This window comes from Metabacillus endolithicus (genome assembly GCF_023078335.1).
In the GTDB taxonomy this organism is placed as follows: Bacteria; Bacillota; Bacilli; order Bacillales; family Bacillaceae; genus Metabacillus; species Metabacillus endolithicus.
The window spans coordinates 514,364-536,425 of record NZ_CP095550.1 but is presented as its reverse complement, the minus strand read 5'-3'; the positions used below and the strand labels follow the sequence as shown (position 1 = coordinate 536,425).

Annotated in this window: 24 protein-coding genes and 2 pseudogenes; 20 read left to right on the top strand and 6 right to left on the bottom strand. The window is 34.7% G+C overall.

The genetic code is table 11. The features are described from left to right. The 9 genes from pucD (at window position 1) to MVE64_RS02885 (ending at window position 10,496) form a co-directional block, all read left to right on the top strand. Window positions 1–2,268 carry a xanthine dehydrogenase subunit D gene (gene pucD, locus MVE64_RS02925; protein WP_247343632.1) on the top strand — a complete coding sequence of 756 codons (2,268 nt, stop codon included), beginning with the start codon at window positions 1–3 and terminating at the stop codon, window positions 2,266–2,268. A gap of 14 nt (window positions 2,269–2,282) precedes the next feature. Continuing rightward, complete coding sequence (locus MVE64_RS02920; RefSeq protein WP_247343629.1) at window positions 2,283–2,786, top strand: (2Fe-2S)-binding protein; 504 nt, start codon at window positions 2,283–2,285, stop codon at window positions 2,784–2,786. Between the two features lie 34 nt (window positions 2,787–2,820). After that, on the top strand, window positions 2,821–3,342 hold the full coding sequence (uraD, locus tag MVE64_RS02915) for a 2-oxo-4-hydroxy-4-carboxy-5-ureidoimidazoline decarboxylase (RefSeq protein ID WP_247346938.1): 522 nt from the start codon (window positions 2,821–2,823) through the stop codon (window positions 3,340–3,342). Window positions 3,343–3,516: 174 nt separating this feature from the next. After that, complete coding sequence (locus MVE64_RS02910) at window positions 3,517–4,305, top strand: HAD family hydrolase (protein WP_247343627.1); 789 nt, start codon at window positions 3,517–3,519, stop codon at window positions 4,303–4,305. A gap of 177 nt (window positions 4,306–4,482) precedes the next feature. Then, window positions 4,483–4,848: a hypothetical protein gene (locus tag MVE64_RS02905; protein ID WP_121662392.1), complete on the top strand. Its 366-nt coding sequence runs from the start codon at window positions 4,483–4,485 to the stop codon at window positions 4,846–4,848. Window positions 4,849–4,978: 130 nt separating this feature from the next. Continuing rightward, the gene (locus MVE64_RS02900) at window positions 4,979–7,216 is read left to right on the top strand and encodes an AAA domain-containing protein (protein ID WP_247343625.1); all 2,238 of its coding nucleotides are present in this window, start codon (window positions 4,979–4,981) and stop codon (window positions 7,214–7,216) included. Between the two features lie 79 nt (window positions 7,217–7,295). Then, window positions 7,296–7,985, top strand: coding sequence for a ZIP family metal transporter (locus MVE64_RS02895; RefSeq protein ID WP_247343622.1), 690 nt, complete (start codon window positions 7,296–7,298; stop codon window positions 7,983–7,985). 96 nt (window positions 7,986–8,081) lie between these two features. Next, complete coding sequence (locus tag MVE64_RS02890; RefSeq protein WP_098796661.1) at window positions 8,082–8,402, top strand: ArsR/SmtB family transcription factor; 321 nt, start codon at window positions 8,082–8,084, stop codon at window positions 8,400–8,402. Window positions 8,403–8,426: 24 nt separating this feature from the next. Beyond that, complete coding sequence (locus tag MVE64_RS02885; RefSeq protein WP_247343620.1) at window positions 8,427–10,496, top strand: heavy metal translocating P-type ATPase; 2,070 nt, start codon at window positions 8,427–8,429, stop codon at window positions 10,494–10,496. Between the two features lie 44 nt (window positions 10,497–10,540). On the opposite strand, the gene MVE64_RS02880 is transcribed toward MVE64_RS02885, so the two are convergent. Then, window positions 10,541–11,533, bottom strand: coding sequence for a hypothetical protein (locus MVE64_RS02880; protein ID WP_247343617.1), 993 nt, complete (start codon window positions 11,531–11,533; stop codon window positions 10,541–10,543). 262 nt (window positions 11,534–11,795) lie between these two features. Between MVE64_RS02880 and MVE64_RS02875 the strand changes: the two genes are divergently transcribed. Beyond that, window positions 11,796–12,050, top strand: coding sequence for a hypothetical protein (locus MVE64_RS02875; protein ID WP_247343615.1), 255 nt, complete (start codon window positions 11,796–11,798; stop codon window positions 12,048–12,050). Between the two features lie 44 nt (window positions 12,051–12,094). On the opposite strand, the gene MVE64_RS27310 is transcribed toward MVE64_RS02875, so the two are convergent. From MVE64_RS27310 to MVE64_RS02860, 4 genes are read right to left on the bottom strand one after another with little or no spacing between them, the layout of a single operon-like run. Beyond that, entirely contained in the window at window positions 12,095–12,421 is a 327-nt protein-coding gene (locus MVE64_RS27310) for a 3'-5' exonuclease (protein WP_281730449.1), read from the bottom strand. A gap of 28 nt (window positions 12,422–12,449) precedes the next feature. After that, the gene (locus MVE64_RS27305) at window positions 12,450–12,845 is read right to left on the bottom strand and encodes an exonuclease domain-containing protein (RefSeq protein ID WP_281730448.1); all 396 of its coding nucleotides are present in this window, start codon (window positions 12,843–12,845) and stop codon (window positions 12,450–12,452) included. A gap of 6 nt (window positions 12,846–12,851) precedes the next feature. After that, on the bottom strand, window positions 12,852–13,667 hold the full coding sequence (locus tag MVE64_RS02865) for a putative nucleotidyltransferase substrate binding domain-containing protein (RefSeq protein ID WP_247343612.1): 816 nt from the start codon (window positions 13,665–13,667) through the stop codon (window positions 12,852–12,854). A 16-nt stretch (window positions 13,668–13,683) separates the two neighbouring features. Further along, window positions 13,684–14,763 carry a cyclic nucleotide-binding domain-containing protein gene (locus tag MVE64_RS02860; protein WP_247343609.1) on the bottom strand — a complete coding sequence of 360 codons (1,080 nt, stop codon included), beginning with the start codon at window positions 14,761–14,763 and terminating at the stop codon, window positions 13,684–13,686. A gap of 118 nt (window positions 14,764–14,881) precedes the next feature. On the opposite strand from MVE64_RS02860, the gene MVE64_RS02855 reads away from it, so the two are divergent. The 9 genes and pseudogenes from MVE64_RS02855 to MVE64_RS02815 all read left to right on the top strand — a co-directional run bounded on the left by MVE64_RS02855 (window position 14,882) and on the right by MVE64_RS02815 (window position 21,052). Next, a complete protein-coding gene (locus MVE64_RS02855) occupies window positions 14,882–15,523 on the top strand; it encodes a peptidylprolyl isomerase (RefSeq protein WP_247343607.1) in 642 nt (213 codons plus the stop codon). Between the two features lie 240 nt (window positions 15,524–15,763). Continuing rightward, complete coding sequence (locus tag MVE64_RS02850; RefSeq protein ID WP_247343604.1) at window positions 15,764–16,660, top strand: HD domain-containing phosphohydrolase; 897 nt, start codon at window positions 15,764–15,766, stop codon at window positions 16,658–16,660. 15 nt (window positions 16,661–16,675) lie between these two features. After that, window positions 16,676–16,996: an 8-amino-7-oxononanoate synthase gene (locus MVE64_RS02845; protein WP_247343602.1), complete on the top strand. Its 321-nt coding sequence runs from the start codon at window positions 16,676–16,678 to the stop codon at window positions 16,994–16,996. A 166-nt stretch (window positions 16,997–17,162) separates the two neighbouring features. Next, the gene (locus tag MVE64_RS02840) at window positions 17,163–17,786 is read left to right on the top strand and encodes a YitT family protein (protein WP_247343599.1); all 624 of its coding nucleotides are present in this window, start codon (window positions 17,163–17,165) and stop codon (window positions 17,784–17,786) included. A gap of 88 nt (window positions 17,787–17,874) precedes the next feature. Then, window positions 17,875–18,159, top strand: a complete 285-nt coding sequence (locus tag MVE64_RS02835) for a hypothetical protein (RefSeq protein ID WP_247343596.1) — start codon at window positions 17,875–17,877, stop codon at window positions 18,157–18,159. A 130-nt stretch (window positions 18,160–18,289) separates the two neighbouring features. Further along, window positions 18,290–18,880, top strand: coding sequence for a spore coat protein (locus MVE64_RS02830; protein ID WP_247343593.1), 591 nt, complete (start codon window positions 18,290–18,292; stop codon window positions 18,878–18,880). Window positions 18,881–18,898: 18 nt separating this feature from the next. Then, window positions 18,899–19,219: pseudogene (locus MVE64_RS27710) on the top strand (hypothetical protein); the annotation flags it as partial. Between the two features lie 224 nt (window positions 19,220–19,443). Further along, window positions 19,444–20,423 (top strand): annotated as a pseudogene (locus MVE64_RS02820) (ring-cleaving dioxygenase). 11 nt (window positions 20,424–20,434) lie between these two features. Further along, entirely contained in the window at window positions 20,435–21,052 is a 618-nt protein-coding gene (locus tag MVE64_RS02815; protein WP_247343591.1) for an alpha/beta hydrolase, read from the top strand. 40 nt (window positions 21,053–21,092) lie between these two features. Here MVE64_RS02815 and MVE64_RS02810 read toward each other — a convergent pair whose 3' ends face one another. After that, window positions 21,093–21,761 carry an SOS response-associated peptidase gene (locus tag MVE64_RS02810; RefSeq protein WP_247343589.1) on the bottom strand — a complete coding sequence of 223 codons (669 nt, stop codon included), beginning with the start codon at window positions 21,759–21,761 and terminating at the stop codon, window positions 21,093–21,095. 161 nt (window positions 21,762–21,922) lie between these two features. Between MVE64_RS02810 and MVE64_RS02805 the strand changes: the two genes are divergently transcribed. Beyond that, window positions 21,923–22,030, top strand: a complete 108-nt coding sequence (locus tag MVE64_RS02805; RefSeq protein WP_098794764.1) for a YjcZ family sporulation protein — start codon at window positions 21,923–21,925, stop codon at window positions 22,028–22,030. The last annotated feature ends 32 nt before the right edge of the window (window positions 22,031–22,062 follow it).

Below are 22,062 nucleotides of genomic sequence, written 5' to 3'. Positions count from 1 at the left end.
ATGAAGGAGTTAAATAAAAACGAGTATAAAAGTAAATGGAGAATCCGTCCCGATGGCCATGATAAGGTAACCGGCTCGCTAAAATATTTAACTGATTATTGCTTCCCAAATATGTTAGTTGGAAAAGTGTTAAGAAGTTCGTTTCCACATGCAAAAATTAACTCCATTAACACAACTGAAGCAGAACAACTTGAGGGAGTTGAAGCGATCATCACATATAAAGATGTTCCAGGGATGAATCGTTTTGGATTAATATTTCCTGATCAGCCAGTATTGTGCGAAGATACTGTTCGCTACGTAGGTGATGCAGTTGCTGCAGTTGCAGCGATTAGTGAGGAAATTGCTATGAAGGCACTTTCACTCATTTTTGTTGAATATGAACCACTTGAGGTAATCGATAGTCCTGACAAAGCTTTAAGTTCACAAATGAAATTACATCCTGCAGGAAATGTCTTGCATCGTGCAGGGTACAAGAACAGTGAATATGTTTTAGATGAACTCAAAAAATGTCCTTACATTGTTGAGGAAACCTATGAAACTCCAAGACAAATGCATGCATATATGGAAACAGAGGGAGGAGTTGTTGTTCCAGAGAATGATGGTAAATTAACGGTTTATGCAGCAACACAACACGGTTTTAAAGACCGGATGCAGCTAGCTAGAATCTTATCTATACCTGAAAGTAATATTCGTGTGATATCAAGTCCAATTGGTGGTTCCTTCGGTGGGAAAGATGAGTTAAATATCCAACCATATGCGGCTTTGTTAGCTATTAAAACAAAAAAACCAGTAAAGCTCCATAATAAGAGAACGGAATCAGTAAGAGCTGGTATTAAACGACATCCTATGAAGATGACCATGACAACAGGGGCGAACGAAGAAGGAAAACTAGTAGGACACATAGTTCGAATTGTTGCAGACACAGGGGCATATGCAACACTTGGACCAGCTGTTTTAGACTTCGCAGTTGAGCATTCAACCGGTCCTTATATCATTCCATATGTTGATATTGAAGGGGTCTCTGTGTTTACTAATAATGGAGTGTCAGGTGAATATCGTGGATTCGGAGGAAACCAAGTTACCTTTGCATTAGAGTCACAAATGGATAGACTAGCCGAGTTGTTACAAATTAATCCATTAGTATTTAGAGAACAAAATCTTAGAAAAGCAGATGATCCCGGGCCGCTAGGACAACGAATAGTAAAGAATGATGGAGCTAGAAGTGTTTTAACTATGATTAAAAAATCTCCAATATTAACGCAGCCTTTAAAAACAGAGCCTCTAAATGTGAAAGGTAGAGGCGTGGCAATCACTATGCATGGTGGGGGTCTTGGCTTTGGTCGACCTGATCCTTCAGGTGCTCGCCTTTCTTTAACCAAGGATGGGGAAATTGAAATTGCTTTCGGATTTGAAGAATTTGGCCAAGGATTATTGGGTTCAATCGAAATTATGATGATGGAAGCTTTAGGGTGTAGAAAAGAAGATTTAAAGATTGTGATAGGTGACACAGATCTCGTTCCTTCTTCAGGTTCCTCAACAGCATCTCGTTCAACAAATATGATTTGGAATGGCATCCAAAAGCTAAAAGAACCGTTTTTAAATAAAATATTAGATGAGGCAGCCTCTTACACAGATACGACGCGTGATCTTCTGTATTTAGGGGGAAAAGGAATTTGGCGGAAAGGAAAAATTGATCAACTTATAATCAGTTATTATGATTTAGCAAACTATTTATCTGATAAACTTCCCATTTTTCATACGCAATTTCATTTTCCAACAACCCCAGATGCAGTAATAGGGGGACATTATTTATACTCCTTTGCCGCAGTTGCAGCTGAGGTAGAAATCGACCAGCTGACAGGGAGGGTAAAGGTAACAAAAATGGACCATTGTGTGGCTGCGGGGCCAGTAGTGAATCCACTAGGTTATTTAGGGCAGATTGAAGGCGGGGCAGTTATGGGGCTTGGTTTTACAATAAATGAAGATTCAGTGATGGAAAATGGTCGCTATCATACACAAAATCTTGATTCGTATCTCATTCCAACCATAAAAGATATTCCAAAAGAAATGAAGGTGTTTGTTGACGAGTCTTTAATGGAGGGAGATGTATTTGGTCCAAGAGGTGTTGGTGAAATTGGTACTGTTGCAATTGCACCTGCTGTAACTGCTGCTATTCATGATGCATGTGGATTATGGGTGAAGAATCTCCCAGTTTCTTCTGAGGAAGTTTTAGATGCATTAACGATTAACGCCTTTGTCGAAAAGTAGTAGGAGGTGCGTCAATGAAAAAGGCAAAAGTGGAAAATAAAATAGATCTTACTTTTGAATTAAATGGTCAACCGTATCACTTAACCGTACCGCCAACTTATCGGTTAGTCGATATTTTAAGAACAGATTTACAATTAACAGGCACTAAAATATCCTGTGAAATCGGAAGGTGTGGAGCATGCTCCGTATTACTGAATGGAAAAGTTGTAAATTCTTGCTTAGTTATGGCCTATCAGATACAGCTTTCAACAATAGAAACAATTGAACATGTATCACATCAATCACTTCATCCTATTCAGCAGGCATTTCTTGAAGAAGGTGGACTTCAATGTGGATATTGTACTCCAGGAATGATCATAGCGCTAAAGGATTTATTAGAGCAAAATCAGCAGCCAACAGATGAGGAGGTTTTTGAACATTTATCAGGCAATCTTTGTCGGTGTACTGGTTACACAGGAATCATTAGAGCTGTTCAACGTTACAGAGAGGTGGTAAACAAAAAAGAAGAAATTCAGTAAGATAAAAATCTTTAATGGAGAGTGATATCTAGTGATGACAATTCATGATGCGAATGTGCTTACACTTGAGGAATTTGTTTCAACTTTTCGTTGGATTTTTGAGCATTCTATCGCCGAACAGGTATCCGAATTAAGACCTTTTCCCTCTTATCAATTTCTTCATCATGCAATGAAAAAACGTGTAAAAAAATATACTATTGAAGAAAGAGTTGCCCTACTTCAAACTCTTCCAGATTTTATTGAAACAATTCGAGGTCAAAACCCTTACAATCAAGTAAGCAAGCAATCGGGATTTAGATCTTTAACATCTAGAGAATATAAAAAATTTATTGCTTATCATAATAAATATATAAAGAAATTCGGTTTTCCCTTTATCATCGCAATGCGTGGACACAATAAACAATCTGTTTATGATGCATTAAAAAAGAGATTAAAAAACAGTGAAAATGAAGAAATAGAAGCAGCAATTGAAGAAATGTTCCGCATTTATTTTTATATTTTAAGGGAAATTATTTCTAATGAAGATCGAGATGAAATAAAGAAACAATCCGTATAAATTTAATTTTAACCAAAAACTGCTCGCTAGAAGAGCGGTTTTTTTGCTGTTTTGACTATTTCATAAAAGGATTTTCTCAGGTACTATTTACATATTAATCAAATCTCTGTAAGCTATTGTTTGAATAGTAAGAGTTTTTAAATATAAAAATACATAGATTCTAGGGGGACAAACATGATTAAAGCTATTTTCTTTGATTTAGATGATACGTTATTATGGGATCAAAAAAGTGTAAAGGAAGCTTTTGTTGCGACATGTCAATTAGCCGAACAAAAATATGGAATACATTCTGAAAAGCTTGAAGAAGCTGTTCGAAACGAAGCGAGGGAGCTTTATTCCTCATACGAAACATATGATTTTACGCAAATGATCGGAATCAACCCGTTTGAAGGTCTTTGGGGTAACTTTTTAGACGATGAAGAGAATTTTCGCAAGATGAAAGAAATCGTTCCCACATATCGGAAAGAAGCATGGACAAGAGGCTTAAAAGCATGTGGAATTGATGATCCTGACTATGGAGCAACACTAGCTGAAGAATTTCCAGCACAAAGAAGAAAAAAACCTTTTGTTTATGATGAATCTTTTCAAGTGTTGGACAAGTTAAAGGAATCTTACCGTCTTCTTTTGTTAACAAACGGTTCTCCAGACTTACAAAATACTAAATTAGAAATTACTCCAGAGCTTGTTCCTTACTTTGAGCAAATTATTATTTCCGGTGCTTTTGGAAGAGGAAAACCTGATCCAACTATTTTTGAGCATGCATTAGAAAAAATGAATCTTTCAAAAGATGAGGCAATAATGGTAGGAGATAATCTTATGACAGATATTTTAGGTGCATCAAGAGTTGGAATGAAATCTGTTTGGATTAATCGCCATAACAAAGAACGTAACGAAGTACAACCAGACTTTGAAATCACTCATCTTGAAGAGCTGTACCCAATTTTAGATCAACTTAACAAGTAGGGGTATCTTTCATATAAGTAAGGTAAATGCCTGAAACTGTAAGCTGCAGCAAGCTAACTAGCTAGCTATAAAAAAATGATCAGATTCAAATCCAATTACTTGATAAAACCATCTAAAAGCATCTATATTTATATAAGTTAATAACATTGTCATTTACTTCTTAGAGGGGGAAGGGAGATGCTTTATCTCATAGCTGGTATTATTCTTATCGTGTTAATCGGAAGTTTTTTAAAAAGGTCAATTTCTATTAAGAATGTACCTTGTGTAGATATAGATCATCATGATCAATCTAGTCAAGTTGTGGATGTAAGAGATTATAATAATTTGTCAACGATGAAAAATTTCGATTCAATTGTTATACCTATTGCATATTTAAGAAGATACTTTCATGAAATTCCTAATAAAAGAGTACATCTTATTGCCGGAAGTCAACTTGAAAAAAACATGGGCGTTCGCTTCTTACAAAAAAATGGATTTCAAGTTACAGGTTACAGCTTAACTGAATGCACATGTACCAACCATTCAAAGGATATGTTGGTATAAGATAAGACTCGTGTTTAAGGGACCAATTTTGGTCCTTTTTTTATTTTAAAGATATTCGCTTTTCAAACTCGATCATGGTATAGTTTGTTTCGGTGAAAACTGTCAGAAAAACGATAAGGACGTTATAAACATGAAATCTACCAATTATTATATAAAAACATGGCAAAAGGCAATCCGTGTGGAAATCATGCATCTAAAGAAATATGGAAGTACGAGATACGCATTAAAAGATGGTCAACTGATGTCAAACGATGGGTCATTTACTTATTATTTTGAAACCACTTTACCCATTCGAGTGCCAATAGGCTCTTCAATTAAAGTCGAATTTGGAAAAAGAACAGTGAACGGTAAAGTTCTTTCATCAGAGGGGAAAAGTGTAATCTTATCCTTGGAGGAATCCCTTGGACATGAACCTTCCGAGCTCTTTTTACTTCATGATCCATGGGAGTTGTTAGATCAACTACATGAAAGATTTGATGAAATAAAAGAAAGTAAGCGGAAGAAAGCACGAATGAAAAGATTGATGAATCCATCTAATGCTCCTAAGCACCCTACCGAAAAAATAAAATCAGCTGTTCATGAACTTGTTTTAAGAAGCAAATATAATCCTGTTACATTTGTTTGGGGTCCCCCTGGTACAGGTAAAACCTATACATTGAGCAGGGTAGCAGGAAATAAATATGTTAAAGGCGATCGAGTATTAGTTCTGTCCCAAAGTAATCAAGCAGTTGACGTGCTTATGATGGAAATTTCTCATTTTATTCATAAAAAGGGCCATTTTCGAGAAGGTGATTTGCTTCGTTATGGATCGCAAACATCGATTACATCAAACGATGACCTAACAACATTGGAGCTGATTCATAAAAGGCACCCGGAATTAGCAAAACAAAGAAATGATTTGCATGAACATAGAAGAGGAATGAAACAAACTCTTTCACAATCCTATAGTCAAAGGGATTCTGAACAATTGCTTGAAATTGAACGTAAATTAGCGACAGTTTTAGAAAAAATAAGACAAAAGGAAATTGAGCTTGTTAAGGATGCCAATATTGTAGGAACAACATTATCAAAGGCTGCGAACGATCCGAGTATTTATGAAAAAGACTATGATCTTGTCATAATTGATGAAGCAAGTATGGCCTATATTCCTCAAATTGCTTTTGCGGCAACTCTAGGTCGCAGAGTCATCATTTGTGGAGATTTTAAACAGCTCCCTCCCATCGCTTCTGCAAAACATGCTCTTGTTGATGAATGGCTAAGGAACGATATTTTTCATAAAGCAGGTGTAGTTGATTGGCTTAATGATCCAAATAGTACTTTACATCCTCATCTTTTTCTTTTAAAAGAACAAAGAAGAATGCATCCGGATATCTCTTCATTCACCAACAAGTACATTTATCACGATCTTGTTGGTGATCACGAAAGTGTGAAATCGGCTAGACATTCAATAGTAGAAAGAGAACCATTTTCAAATCGTTCCTCCATATTGTTGGATAGCAGTTTTAGTGGAATGTACAGTATGCGTGAAAAAACATCAAATTCACGATATAACCTTTGGCATTTACTTTTATCATTTCAAGTAATCCATGAGTCATTCTTAGCAGGAGCAAGGTCAATTGGATATGTTACACCTTACCGTGCTCAGGCAGCTTTAATGGACATGTTGCTAAATGATGTATATTCAGTGGAACGAATGGAGTCGGATATTATTTCTGCAACAGTTCACAGATTTCAAGGAAGTGAAAGAGATGTTATGGTATTTGATACCGTCGACAGTTATCCGCAGGAACGACCTGGGATGCTTTTAATTGGTAAGGATAGTGAACGATTAATTAATGTTGCGATGACAAGAACTAGAGGAAAGTTCGTCCATCTGGCTGATCAGCAATTTCTTCAATCAAAGGTTTTTCGTGGAAAAACAATTCGTCAGCTTGTAGATCATCAGGTAAGCAAAAATCAAAAAACAGGACAACAGCAAATAGGGACATGGGTTAAAAACCAGCATTCAAATTTAACATGGATACATGCAAAAAAGCTTGAACTCATTACGAAAGATGTGAAAAAAGCCAATTCTTCAATAATTGTTGGACTTCCTACCAAAGAGTTATCCGAAGAGTGGAAAAACATACTGAATACTCGAAGAACAAATGTTCGTTTAACAACAATCTCTCCTGATAACATGAATAACATGAAAGGAGAACAGCTTAAAGCCAAATCTGTTTCATTTCCTTTCTTGATCATTGATAAAAAATATTTGTGGCTAGGTATGCCATATGAGATGAACAACCATATAAGGCCTCCGTATGTAGGTGTACGTTTACATTCTGAAAGTGTTATTGATTACTTTCTTTCACAAATCATCTCTTAACCCGCTCTTGTACTAAACAGGAAAAGCTATTCATAACTTAAAGTAATTGCTTTATCTGTAACGTAATGGAGGGAATAGAGTGGGTTTTATATTTTGCCTTTATGTGTTTTTATCATTGATAACAGGCGGGGTGTTATCACTTATCATAAGTAAAATAGTAAATTGGAAGATCGACTACTTGTTTTCTCTTAGTGCCGGTATGATAGTGGGGATTCTATGTCTTGAGTTTATTCCACATAGCTTTTCACATTACCAACCAATATCTATTACTATGGGAATCGGAGTTGGTCTTCTTTGTATGGTGGTAATTGATCAGTATGTACACCGTTCATCGAAAGGTGAATCAAAGTCCACATTTTTACTGCTTCTTATCGCCATTACATTACATAATGCACCTTCTGGATTTGCTTTAGGGAACCATGCTGATCACGAAGGACATCTTTATCATCTCATTATTTTACATCACTTACCTGAAGGGATGGCAATAATGATGTTAGCAATCGCATTAAAGCTTAAACCTGCTCATTTGGTCACTGCATTTCTTTATCTTACATTTAGTCTTTATGGATTTGTATTACTAGGAAATTTCGTGATGATAAAAAATGACATGTTTTTAGGGGCCTTATTAGGTGTTGCTATCAGTACAATGTTATACATTTCAATTATTGAATTATTTCTTTCATCAAGTGAGAAGGGAAAGCATTTTTATCATTTGCTTAGTTTATTAACCGGTATTTTTATAGTGGAGGTATTTTTATTAATTGGCTAGGATTGACAAGAGCCAATCTTTTTTTTATTATTTAGTTAGATAATATGAACATATATACATATTTTGATATATACTAAAAAGTAAGAGGTGCTGATCATGGAAGAATCCGGTAAAAAGGAACCGCAAGAGCAGTTAGACGAAGAAACATTATTTATTGTTTCTCAGACGTTTAAAGCATTAGGTGATCCAACCAGAATTAAAATATTACACTTGCTTTCGCAAAGTGAACACTCAGTGAATGAAATCGCTGAAAAATTATCTTTGCTTCAGTCAACTGTTTCACATCAATTAAGATTTTTGAAGAATTTACGCTTGGTTAAGTATAGAAGGGAAGGGACAACATTATATTATTCACCTGATGATAATCACGTAATGAATGTCCTGCAACAAACAATTAACCATGCACAGCATCATTAAGTATTTATGTTGGAGTTGAGCACAATGGAAGAATATAAAGTTAAAGGATTAACATGTGCAAACTGTACTAGAGAATTACAGGAAGAAATAAATAAATTGCCATCAGGACAAACAGCATCTTTAAGCTATAACACAGGTAAGCTTAAACTAGAAAGTAATGTTGACATTGAAAAAGTAAAGAAGATTTTATCTTCAGATGGTGCATATATAGAAGCTGACGAACACGAACATGAACATGAACATGATCATCATCACCCTACAGGGGTTAATTGGATTTTACTTTTATCCCTATCAGCTGGTTTCTATATTGCAGGGTTTCTAACAGATGTCTTTTTTAATGAATATATTGCAATCGGACTTTTTCTTGCAGCAACCGTTTTAAGTGGATACCAAACCTTTATTAAGGGATTGAAAAATCTATTTAAATTAAAATTTAATATCGAAACGTTAATGACAATTGCCCTAATCGGTGCATTAGGTATTGGAGAATGGAAAGAAGGAGCTTTAGTTGCGATTCTATTTGGTTTAAATGAATACCTAGAAGGCTTAGGCATGCAAAAAGCTAGAAATTCAATGGAGAAACTGCTAGCGATAGCTCCAAAGGAAGCAACTGTACTTGATAATGGTCAAGAAAAAATAGTCAAAATCTCATCTCTAAAGGCAAATCAAATTGTTTTAGTTCGTTCTGGTGAAAAAATTCCTTCGGATGGTTTAGTTTTGGAAGGAAAAAGCTCTGTGAACGAAGCGGCTATAACTGGAGAGAGCATGCCAGTTGAAAAAGATAAAGATGAGCCGGTTTATGGAGGAAGCATTAATAATGAAGGTGTACTAAAGATACAAATTACAAAAGCATATGAAGAGTCGTCTCTAGCGAAAATTCTCCATTTAGTAGAAGAAGCGCAGGAAACAAAAACACCAACAGAATTGTTTATTAATAAGTTCGCAAAGTATTATACGCCATTGATCATGATTATTTCTGCAATTGTGATGCTAATTCCACCATTGTTTTTTAACGGCAGCTGGGGAGATTGGTTTTATCAAGGCTTAGCGGTATTAATTGTAGGTTGTCCATGTGCCTTAGTTTTATCTTCACCGATCGCCATTGTATCAGGTATTACAAAAAATGCCCGCAATGGAATACTTGTAAAAGGCGGAGTATTTTTAGAGCAATTAGGTAAAATTCATACGATTGCTTTTGATAAAACAGGTACTCTAACAAAGGGGCAGCCATTTGTAGAAGATTATGTGGAATATGATCCGAAGTTTTTACAAATTGCAGCTTCCATTGAAAAAAGCTCATCACATCCGATTGCAAAAGCAGTGCTCCGAAAAGCTGATGGTCTATCTTTGATTGAACCAGAGGAAATCACAACAGTTTCGGGAAGTGGAATTGTTGCCAAAATTGATGGAGTCACTTACTTCCTCGGTAACGAAGCACATATGAAAAAAGTGCAAATAGAGGAAGAAATAAAAGCACAAATTCAACAATATAAACGATCAGGCATGACATTAGTTATATTAGCTACTACTGAAAAAGTACTTGGCATCATGGGAATTTCAGATGAAATAAGAGAAGAGAGTGCGGATGTTATTCAGGCATTACATGAAGCAGGAATCCAAAAAACAGTGATGTTAACTGGTGATCATGAAAGTACAGCAGAGAAAGTAGCATCCAAGGTAGGGTTAACTTCATATTTCGCTGGCTTGTTACCTGATGAGAAAGTTGAAAAAATAAAAGAGCTCTCTAAAGGGAATAAGGTTGCCATGATTGGTGATGGAATAAACGATGCACCAGCACTTGCAACAGCAGACTTAGGAATTGCCATGGGGAAAGGGACTGATAGTGCAATTGAAACAGCTGATATTGTATTAATGCAGGACCATCTTGGAAAATTACCATCCGCAATAAAGTCAGCAAAGAAAGTGAATTCCATTATTAAGCTTAATATTACACTTGCACTCGGATTGAAGCTAATAGCCTTATTATTGACGATCCCAGGCTTGCTAACACTTTGGATTGCGATCCTTTCAGATATGGGAGCAACTATACTTGTCACATTAATTAGTTTGACTGTATTATATGAAAGGAAATAAAAAGAAGGATTGGGAGAACGATCCCAATCCTTTCTTTATTAAATTTAAAAGTTCAACGTTGTCTCCTTTGTCTCAAATCCAATCGATGTTGTTAAATCGACAACATCAATTGATATTATGGCAGATTCATAATCTGAAAAGTGACCTAGGCCAACATCATTTAAAGAGAAATCGATCTCGTTATCATCATTATCTGTAATCGCATAGAGCTCTAGCATTTGTTGTTCGTTAGAAGGACTAAAAAGTTCAATATTTAATCGATAAGCAATATTAGGCTTTTCAGTGACAGAAAAGCTTATTTTGTCATTTTCAATATTCGTAAAAGAAGGTGTTTGGACAAGACGGCTTTTATCAATCGCTACTCCGCTTTCTTCTTCTAAATAAGCTAGAAGTTCTTTATTTTCTAACACGTTTGGGAGCTGCTGATTTTCATGCTGTGTTCTAAGATAAAAGGCTTCATTACTATAAACATCTTTTGGGTTAACGTTATTTGTTGCACCATATAAAAGTACATAATCATCTGCCATAATTTCTTGCGGATAGAAAGAATGATTGTTCTCTTCATAGTTCCAAAACGCGTCCCATCGCAGCTGGGCAATGTTTATGCCTCTTAACTTTTGCCACTTAGAAAAAGGGAGGTGATGGGATGGAAAATAATAATAAGCAAAATGATGACCATATTCGTGTGACAATGTTTCGCGATAATCATCAGGTTCACGATACTTGTCACCTTGATAAAGGACGATTGTCTTTGATACCGGATGATAGCTGCCCTTTGTATCCCCTGAGGAATGATTTCCTGCCTCAACTCTAATTTCTTGAAGCATATTTATTTCGTCTCCATACTTGTTTTGTTTGAGTTCTTTATATAAATCTATTAATTTATGCTCGTCCCATCCAGGGGAATAACTAACAAATTGAATACCTTCGGGAGACAAAAAGGTTGAATAGGCCCCAACCGTACCACCTGAAGTAAAACTAAAAAGAATAGGTAATGATAATAGTAATATAATAAAAAAGCCTCTAAATTTCTTCAATATTATCACATCCTCCATCACATTTTAACATGAATATTCGCTTTGGTAATTGGTATCATTTGCTTAGTATCCTTGAGAAAAGGGAAGTGATGGTATGTTAATAAGTGGGTAGGAAGTAGAGATTTTACTATAGTCATAATATGACAAGAAAAAATAATAAAAATTTTTAAAAAATAGTTTTCAAACGAGAAGTTTTGGTGTATTATAAAAATAATCAGAAAATACAGAATACAAAGAAAACAAAAAAGGTGAGGTGCTTTAAATGAATTTTTATAACATTCCTTTAGAAAAACGTCTAGAAACAAATCCTTTCGTCCACTACTTACAGGAGGGGGATTTACAATTTCACTCTGAAAATGAAATTCTTTTGAAGCATTTACACGAACTACCACAAGATTTTATGGAAATGACATTATTTGATATTGATGGATACGGATGTGTTTACAAATTCTCACATATTACAAATTATCAAGCAGGAGAAATAACGTCTCAAGCTGCTATTTTCAAAAAAATATAAACAAAAAGGTGTGGCAATTTGCCACACCTTTTTCAATGCTCTTTTTAAGAGTAACCCTCATTAACTCTACAGTTTTCATCGATTTTATCTATTAATTGTTTAGGATTTTTTATAACGGATTGATCATAATGTTGTAGAAGTTTGATAAAAACATTTGCGGTCATAACAGCGTCATTTAAAGCATGATGGCGTTCGCGTTCTGATATATTAAAACGCTCTATAAGATTATCTAAATAATTTCTTTCTTCTGTAAACAAGTCATTTGCCATTAAATGAGAATCAAGAAAATCCACTGAGAAGTTGGGGAAATTCCATTGATTAAGAACTGTTTTCATAAACTCTATATCAAACGTAGCAGGGTGGGCAACCAAAATACTGCCTTTGCAATAGTCAAGAAATTTACGTATGCCAACAGGAAATGATTGAGGCTTTAGTTAAGATCTCTCCTGATAATCCTGTTAGTTCTTCAACTGTTTTCGGAATTTTGTTTATTGGTTTCATAATTGTATAAAATGCCTCATCATACAAAATTTCGAAGTTTTTTACTTTGATTGCCCCGATTGAAATAATTTCATCACCCATGTTTGGAAAAAATCCAGTTGTTTCAAGATCAAAAATTGTAAACGTACAGGAGCTTAAATCCTTATCCATTATTCCTTTCTGACTTTCTAAAAAGCGTTCAGTTGAAGTAAGGGCATGGTCATATTCTGGAAGCTGGATCATTTTGTTCATACGGTGTTTAAAGAATAATTGATCCCAAAATAAATATTTTAATATCTTTATATCATCTGGCAAACTGTTCTACACCACCCGATTTCGATTAAAGCTAATCTTGGTTACTTGTTGCATACGATGAGCAACCTGCAGTGCTTCCTTTAGCTTTATTCGATCCTCTTTTGAAAGCTCATACACATTAATTTCATTTGAAACATCTTGATTGTTTTCAAGCTGATTAAGGTTTTGCTGCAATCGAAAATAATGTAAATAGTGAAGAGCTGTTTTAGCATTTTCAACATCACGCGGATGCATGGCTTGAATTTTTCTTAATTCATTAAGACGTTTCACCGTGCTTACTTCAATGATTCCATATTTAATGGCATTAATTCTTGTTGAGTAGATAATTTGTGTTAAACCTGTCTTTTTAACATTAATTTTTTTATTTTTTTGCTTTAAATTCATAATACCTAGAGGATGTGCAGGAATCTTAAACCGAAGGGCATCCTTCATTAATAATTGTTGTAAGGTTTTTGACTTTTTAGCTTTGTTTGTAAGAAAATCCCTTATTTCTTCAGCAAGGGAAAAATCGCCATAAATTGGTCTGAAATCAAAAAACATCGTAAAATTTTGAATTTCTTGTGCATCAAGTTCATCTTTCCATGTTTGAATTTCTCTTTTCCATTCGGATAAAGATTTTCTCCATTTAGACTCTTTTGCCATAATTCCACCTGTACATTCAGGGAAACCTGATAAACTTAAATAATGATTAATCTTTTGAGTGAATTTTTTAAAATATTCATCAATGTTAGAACGATTAGGTAGGTGATCATAATTTGTTAAAATAACACCATTATCTTGGTCTGTGTGAAATCCTTGTTCATGTCGTGCTTGACTTCCCATTATGATAAAACAGTAGTTAATTGGCGGAGTTCCATAAATCAGCTTTCATCTCATTTTCTGCTAGTTTAATAATTTGTCTATGAATATTATCATTATGATTTGTGATCACTTCAGATACTTCATAAGCATAACTTTCCTTTTCAACAAGCTCTTGAACAAAAGATTGTAAAGTAGTATTCACTAAAGAACTTTGCTGTAAGAGCGTATTAATTGATCTTGAATTTTTCACATTGTAGGTAAGATCTAAGTAGCTGGAGTTTTCAAGATTAAGGAATGAGCGACTGGTTAACACTCCGATTGCACTCCCATTATGGATAACTGGGATAAACTCATTTGCTTTATTTTTAATATAAGAAAGAGCCTCAAATGCAAACGCATCAGCCTCAACATAATAAGGCTGCTTGTTCATCCAGTCTAAAACTAAATTAGAGGAAGATGGCTGGGATACATATTTTAATATTTCCTTATTAGTGATAATTCCTTTCATTTTTAATTGTTCATCATTCACAATTAGTCCTGAAACATTTTTTTCATCTAAAAGCTGTGCTGCTTTATCCATTGTAAGATGAGGTTGAATAAGAATAGGTTGATTCATTAGTGTTTTTACACGTGTTTTTAATAAGTGTACATTTTCCTCATCATCATGAGTTGCTTTGTTTTTCATTTCATCATATAAGGACTTTGTTCTTTCTCCAATACTTTCCCAAATGACCTTTGAAAAATCGTTGTTCCGGGTCATGATCTCAAAAAAATGACGCTTGTTCAGCTTGAAAACCGTACAATCTTCTAACGCTTGAACAGAAAATTCTAACTCACCGCTTGTGAACATAACCATTAAGCCAATAATATCCCCAGGATAATAGTAACGTAATGATAACTGCTTTCCATTTGATTGATGTAGAATATTTTTCGCTAATCCAGATACTAAGAAATAGATATCAATATGATCTGTATTTTCATCTTCATGAAAAATAAATTCATTTTGTGCAAAAGTTGCTTGTGTAGCTTTATCAGTCATTTCTTGTAGCTGAAAATCTGTTAACAATGTAAATGGGTAGTAATCTTTCAAAAGATGCTTTAATTCCGTATATACCAAGTTAGACACCACCTATTCTTTTACTGTATACTTTTACCGTAACATAGATGAAGTCTATATATAAAGTGATGTGGGTTAGAAAAGTACAAAGTACATATATGTTTGAAAGGAGCAGGTCATGAAATCTAAGAGTGTATTAAGTGTTGTTTTTTTAGTGATGCTTATTGTTGGTGGCTGTGGTACAAAAGAACAAAGTCAACCTAATAAGGATGATGTATCACAACCAATGCAAGAAATTGAAGATAATCCAATTGCTACTATTACAATGGAGAATAATGATACGATTAAAGTGGAGTTATATCCAACTATTGCTCCAAATACGGTAAATAACTTTATTTCCCTTGCTGAATCCGGCTTTTATGATGGACTTATCTTTCATCGGGTAATACCAGGTTTTATGATTCAAGGAGGAGATCCTGAGGGTCGCGGTACTGGTGGACCTGGTTATGCAATTAAAGGTGAGTTTGAATCAAATGGAGTTGAAAATGAGTTAAACCATGAAAGAGGTGTACTTTCAATGGCGAGATCTCAAGACCCCGATTCAGCAGGTTCTCAATTTTTTATTATGGTTGCTGAGGCTACACATTTGGATGGTGAGTACGCCGCATTTGGTAAAGTAACAGAAGGAATGGACGCAGTAGATAAGATCGTAAATGTGGAAAGAGATAATCAGGACAAGCCTGTTGAAGATCAAAAAATTAAGCAAATTACAGTTGAAACATTTGGGGTTGAATACCCAGAACCGGAAAAAATAGAGTAGCAAGAAGAAGCAGGGGACAATAGAGTTCCCTGTTTCTTTTGCGTTTAATGAACCTTTGCCGATTTTAGTCGTACAACAAGTGTCAACGTTGAAAATTAATTTGTTCATGAATTAAACTAATAAATTGTTAGGAGATAATTCCTAAATTGGTACTATATTCATCCTAGGAAAACGATCTATTTTATTTGAAAGATATTGATTATAATAGGTTAGTTAACTTAATTCTAAGGTGAGGTTTCTATGACTGAATACGCAAATAAAAATGACTTCATTGAGTCGGTTCAGATGAAGGGCTTAACCATTTCAATGCTTGCATCAGGTGATCAAACGGAAATTATTCACCATCAGCTAGAACCTAATACAAGATGGGCGCTTGAACCTGAAGCTGGTTGGCATGCACTCGAGTATTTGTTTATTATTATAGGTCAATTAAAGCTACAAAGAGAAGATGGTAGCTTTAAAACTTATAAAGCCGGTGATTCTTTTTACCGTTCACCAATTACTGAACATTATGTCTTCCAATCGATTGGTCCAACTGAATTTATCTATGTTACTTCGCAGCCTATTTTTCATCGCTATAGTAATGTATCAAGACAATTGGCTAATCTTGCCGTTTCTATAGAGGAAAAAGATGGATATACTGGAGACCATTGTGCAAGAATTGCAAACCTGGCTATGAAGGTTGGAGAAAAAATAGGTTTAAGTTCAAACGACTTATTACAATTGAACATGGCTTCTTTTTTTCATGATGTTGGAAAAGTAAGAATACCACTGAACATTTTACAAAAACCAGGGAAACTAACTGGCTATGAGTGGGAAATTATGATGAAGCACACAATTTATGGACGAATGATTTTGGAAGAAACAAAATTGCCGTTATTAGTAAACGCCGGTAAAATTGTTGAGCAGCATCATGAGCGTTTCGATGGAGAAGGGTATCCATATGGATTATCTAAAGAAGAAATTGATATTAAAGCTTCAATTATATCAGTGGTTGATGCATATGATGCCATTACAAGTGATCGATCATATCAAAAAGCTCGATCAAAGGAAGAAGCAGTTCGTGAAATAAAGAAAAACAAAGGTACTCTTTATCATCCTGAAATTGTAGATGTGTTTGCTCATTTACAACTATAAAAGGAGGTGATAAAGATGAAATATGTGGGAACTTTATTAACAGTACTCTCTCTAGCCATCATTTTTACATTTTCTCCTGTTCAAGCTGCATACTTATCAGAATATGATCAGTATGTTGAAGTTTCATATGAGGATGCCAGATATATTGCTGATCTATTAGGAATGAAAAATATTCCATTAGGTGATAAAACAGCTTCGATAAGTTTTCAAGTACAAGAAGATATGATTAAAAAAATAGAAAACCGCTTAGATATTGAAATGGATCATTATTATATTTGGCTAACAATAAATGGACAACCTGTTCTAGCAATAGACCCTCCTGTACCAATGTTTTAATAATTTAATAGATCTTTTTTCTCCGGAAGGTACATTTTTCATACCCGAGAAAAAAGATCTTTTTTTGTTCGGAAAAAACGTAAGATTCGGAATACTTTTCAAGCCATTGACCTTGTCAATTCTTTGCGATAAGTTATTATTGGATAACAATGATCGGGGGATATTTATGAATATAACGAAAAAGCTGATTCTTGTTTTAATTGGGCTAGTTTTAACCTCTTTAGGAATTAAATTATTATCAGATAATAATTTAACCTTTGGAGGAACTGCTGGAATTGCAACTATTCTTTCATATCTTACAACCTTCTCTTGGGGTTCACTGTTTTTTGTTGTGAATCTGCCTTTCTTCATCATCTCTATTCAAGAACTTGGTAAGTGGTTTACTATTTCAAGCTTATTATCAATTACCGGAATTTCTCTAATTCGCGAATGGTTTGACATCATTATTCCTGTCTTTGAGATAAATACTATTATTGCTGCTATTATTGCCGGTCTTTTAATTGGTGTTGGTGTAACATTTGTATTGAATAACGGATCTTCACTAGGTGGAATTCATATACTAGGCTTATATATTGATAAAAAATTCGGTATAAATAGAGGTTTAGTTCTTTTTGTATGTGACTCTGTTATTATCTTATTTGCACTAGCTTTAGTTGGCTGGGAAAGAGCTATTCTCTCAATCTTTTGTATTTTTATCGCGAGTACGATAATCGGACGTTATAAAAAATCACCTATTAAGGAAATGGATCGTGACCAAGAAGAATCTTTTGAAAATAGCCATGTTTCTTAATGAATGAATTAAAACAATGGAAACATTTTAGCATAGTTTTTTCTCTCTTATTCATCTAATCTTGTAGATAGAGAGTGAGGGGAATATCGTGCAGTATAGAACAGTAAACGAAATTATTTGTTCACAGCAAACAGCTGAAGCGATAAATTATTTAAAAGATTTATGGTATGCAGTCGTTGAAGGTCAATTTTCTTTTTCGTTTAAATATGATATCTACAAAATGCAATTAATGCATTTACGTGCAAGTGCTCCTAAAGGTTGGTCTTTAGAATGGAATGGCCTGTACTTCTTTTTAACGAGCAGAATTGAAAACCATGGTAAAATAATCATTCAACTAAAACCGAGCGGACATTTTATATACAAGTTTTCTTGAAAATCCAGATGAAAATCTGGATTTTTTTATGTTCAAACTATTATTCCTTTAATAATTAGTTGAATAATTTACGATCAATAGTGGTAGTTTAAATTTGGCTTCAAAAAATGTTTTTAAGGAGGATTATACCTTGCAAAGCCAAATGAATTCAGTAAATATTGGTGCTCATGAGTTAATGGAATGTCATGAAGTATTAAGTTGTATGGTAAATGCAATCAATCAATTTCAGCTGTTACAACCGCATTGTCAGGATCAAAATTTGCAGAACATTTTACAAAATCAGCTTTCATTTATGACGAATGAATACAATGCTGTTGTAAATGCACTTCAACAAAAAGCAAATGTTGGATCACTACCTACTGTAAAATCAAACATTAGTGCAACACCAACATACGGAATGAACAGAAATAGTGTACCAGAGTCACCTAACGCATCAATAAATCAATTAAACGATAAAGATATTTCGTCTGCTATGCTTGGAACTCACAAAGCTTCCGCAGTATCGAAAATGCATGCTGCATTAGAATTTACAGATTCTCAACTAAGAGAAATGATGATCCAAGGGTCAAAAAATTGTGCAGATCAAGCATATGAAACATGGAATTATATGAATCAAAGAGGTTATTACCAAGTACCAACATTTGACCAAACAACAACAAAAGCATTAATTAACAGCTATCAACCAAATGCTTTATATAGTAATCAACAACAAACTTACTAAAAAACGGAGGAATTATTTATGCATACACAACAACATGCTATGCAACAAATTAATGAGTGTCGTCAAGTAGTTCAACAGCTTATTCAGCAAACACAACAAGGTAGCCAACAATATAAACAAATGCTTCAACAAGAACAACAAAATGTACAAATGTTGCAGCAGTTACTACAAAGAGAGCAACAAGCAACTCAAATGATTCAACAAAGCTTACAAGGACATAACCAAGCATTACAACAATGTCAGCAAATTTTAAATGTTTGCAACCAAATGCAACAAGAACTATCAAGTGGTGTTGGGTATAACCAAACAACTTCTTATCAACAAGTTCCAAACCAAACTGTTCATTCTTACAATCAAACAGAACAGCGTCATATTCCTAGCTACAGAAGTTATCAGCAGCAACAACAAAGCAGACAATATATCCAGCAATAAGAAACAAGAGGTTAACGTTTGTTCGTTAACCTCTTTTACATATATGTAGATTATTTGACGATCTTATTTATTTTTATTATAATTATCTTGAATTCGAGATATTATGTTAGATTTAGAAAGGAAGTATTATCATGGCGATTAAACCTTTAAAAGGAATTCATCATGTTTCTGCTATTACAGCTAATGCATTAGACAATTATACTTTTTATACAAAAGTATTAGGATTAAGGCTGGTTAAAAAAACAGTAAACCAAGATGATACCTCTGTATACCATTTATTTTACGCAGATGAACGAGGAAATCCAGGGACAGATTTGACCTTTTTTGAAATTCCGCGTGCTGGTCGAACTTATCCTGGTACAAATAGTATCACTGCCACTTCCTTACGGGTGATTGATGATCATGCACTTCAATACTGGAAGGGTCGTTTTGAGCAATTACATGTAGACCATGACGATATTCAAGTTGTTAATGGACGCGCTACTCTTTCTTTTAGAGATAAGGAAGGTCAACGTTTAGTCCTAATTTCGGATGAAAACAATAGGGGTGTTTCTGGGGGAAGCCTTGGGAAAAGAGCCCTGTTCCTGTAGAAAATGGAATTATTGGTCTTGGACCAGTTGAGCTAACAGTTTCACGTCCAGACCGAACAGCTAATATTTTAACAGATTTAATGGGTTTTCAAGAAATAGCAGGGTACGTTAGACAAACTGATCAGAAAGAGGTTCGTGTATTTGAAACTGGTGAAGGAGGTACTGGTGCAGAAATTCATCTTATTGAGGACAACGATAGCAGTCGTGAAAGACCAGGGCGAGGAAGCGTCCACCATGTTGCCTTCCGTGTTGAAGATGAAGAAGAGCTAAACAAGTGGGTGCAATTGTTGAAGGAAAGTCATTTACCGAACTCTGGTTTTGTAGAACGATATTATTTTCGTTCTTTATATTTTAGAGAACCAAACGGAATATTGTTTGAGCTTGCTACGGACGGACCAGGCTTTGAAGGTGATGAGGACTTTGAACATCTTGGAGAAAATCTTGCACTACCTCCGTATTTTGAGCCACAAAGAAATGAAATTGAGGCAAAATTAAAACCATTAATTACAAAGGAATCTTAAGGGGTTAGGAGATGGATACATTGCAACATATATTTATAGAAGGAAAAGATCAAAACGAGCCAACTTTACTATTACTCCATGGCACTGGAGGCAATGAACGTGATTTACTTCCGATTGCGGAAATGATCGCTCCTACTGCATCCATACTTGGTGTAAGAGGAAATGTTTTGGAAAATGGAATGCCTCGCTTTTTCCGTCGTATATCAGAGGGTGTTTTTGATGAAGAGGACTTGGTTTTCCGCACAGAGGAACTGAATCAATTTATTGAAGAAGCGGCTGACAAATACAAATTTGACCGCAATCGTGTTCTAGCAATAGGCTACTCAAATGGAGCGAATATCGCGGCCAGCTTAATGTATCATTATAAACATGCATTAAATGGCGCTATTTTACTTCATGCTATGGTACCGAGAAGAGGGATAGAAGTACCTGACTTAACTAATACACCTGTTTTCATAGGCGCAGGAGTTAACGATCCTTTAATTCCACAAGCAGAAACAAAAGAACTTGCCGAAGTGTTAAGAAATGCTAATGCACAAGTAACAGAACACTGGGGACAGGCTGGACATCAGTTAACAAGAGAAGAAATAATGGAAGCTAAAACGTGGTATGAACAAAATTATAAGTAAAGACTGAAAAGATCAAACCTTTTAAGAAGGTTTGATCTTTTTATTGACTATTAAGGGGCTCTAAACATTCTTTTTGATCATTTTTAGGAGAATTTACAAGAGTAGAGACTGGGTATAAATCCATAAATTGAGCATCATAGGGTACTAACAATGATTTTAAGTGTTCAATGTTATCTTCTTTCCGATCCAACCATGTATCATATGTATCTGTTGGTAATATCACAGGCATTCGATCGTGAACATCTTTTGTTACCTCATTTGAGGTAGTTGTTAAAATTGTACATGTAAACAATGGCTCTGAGCCTTTATTCCAACATTCCCATAAACCTGCAAAAGCAAAAGGGCGTCTATCCTTCATCACAAATCGATAGGGTTGTTTACCACTCTCTGTTTTTTTCCATTCATAAAAACCATCACTAATAATTAAGCACCTTTTTTGTCGGAATGGGTGTTTAAAACTAACTTTTTGTTCAATTGATTCAGAACGTGCATTGATCATTTTATGTCCGATTTTTATATCTTTTGACCAAGGTGGTATTAATCCCCATCGCATGCTTGTAGCTACACGATCATGACCATTTGATCCTATAACAAAAACGTCCTGAGAGGGAGCAATGTTATATCTGTATGTAAGTTCTTCATTAATAATCAGCTGAAATTGATCTTCGATTGCAGTTTGATCTGTTGCAAGTGAAAACCGTCCACACATAAAAATCACCTCAAACTATTACTTTATCCTATCGTAACAATTATTCTTTTATAATCCTAATACATTTTGACAAAAAATAGATTTTCAGAACTGGTCTTTTACCTATAACGAAGTTAGTGTTTTTAACATATAGTAAAACAAATGGATTTGGAGGTGACATCATGGGCGCTACAGGTGGATACGGTTATGGAGCTGGTTTTGCTCTAATCGTTGTATTGTTTATTCTTTTAATTATCATTGGAGCTTCTTACGTTGGTTACGGATACTAATTAAATAAGAAAAGAGTCCATTTTCTTTCAAA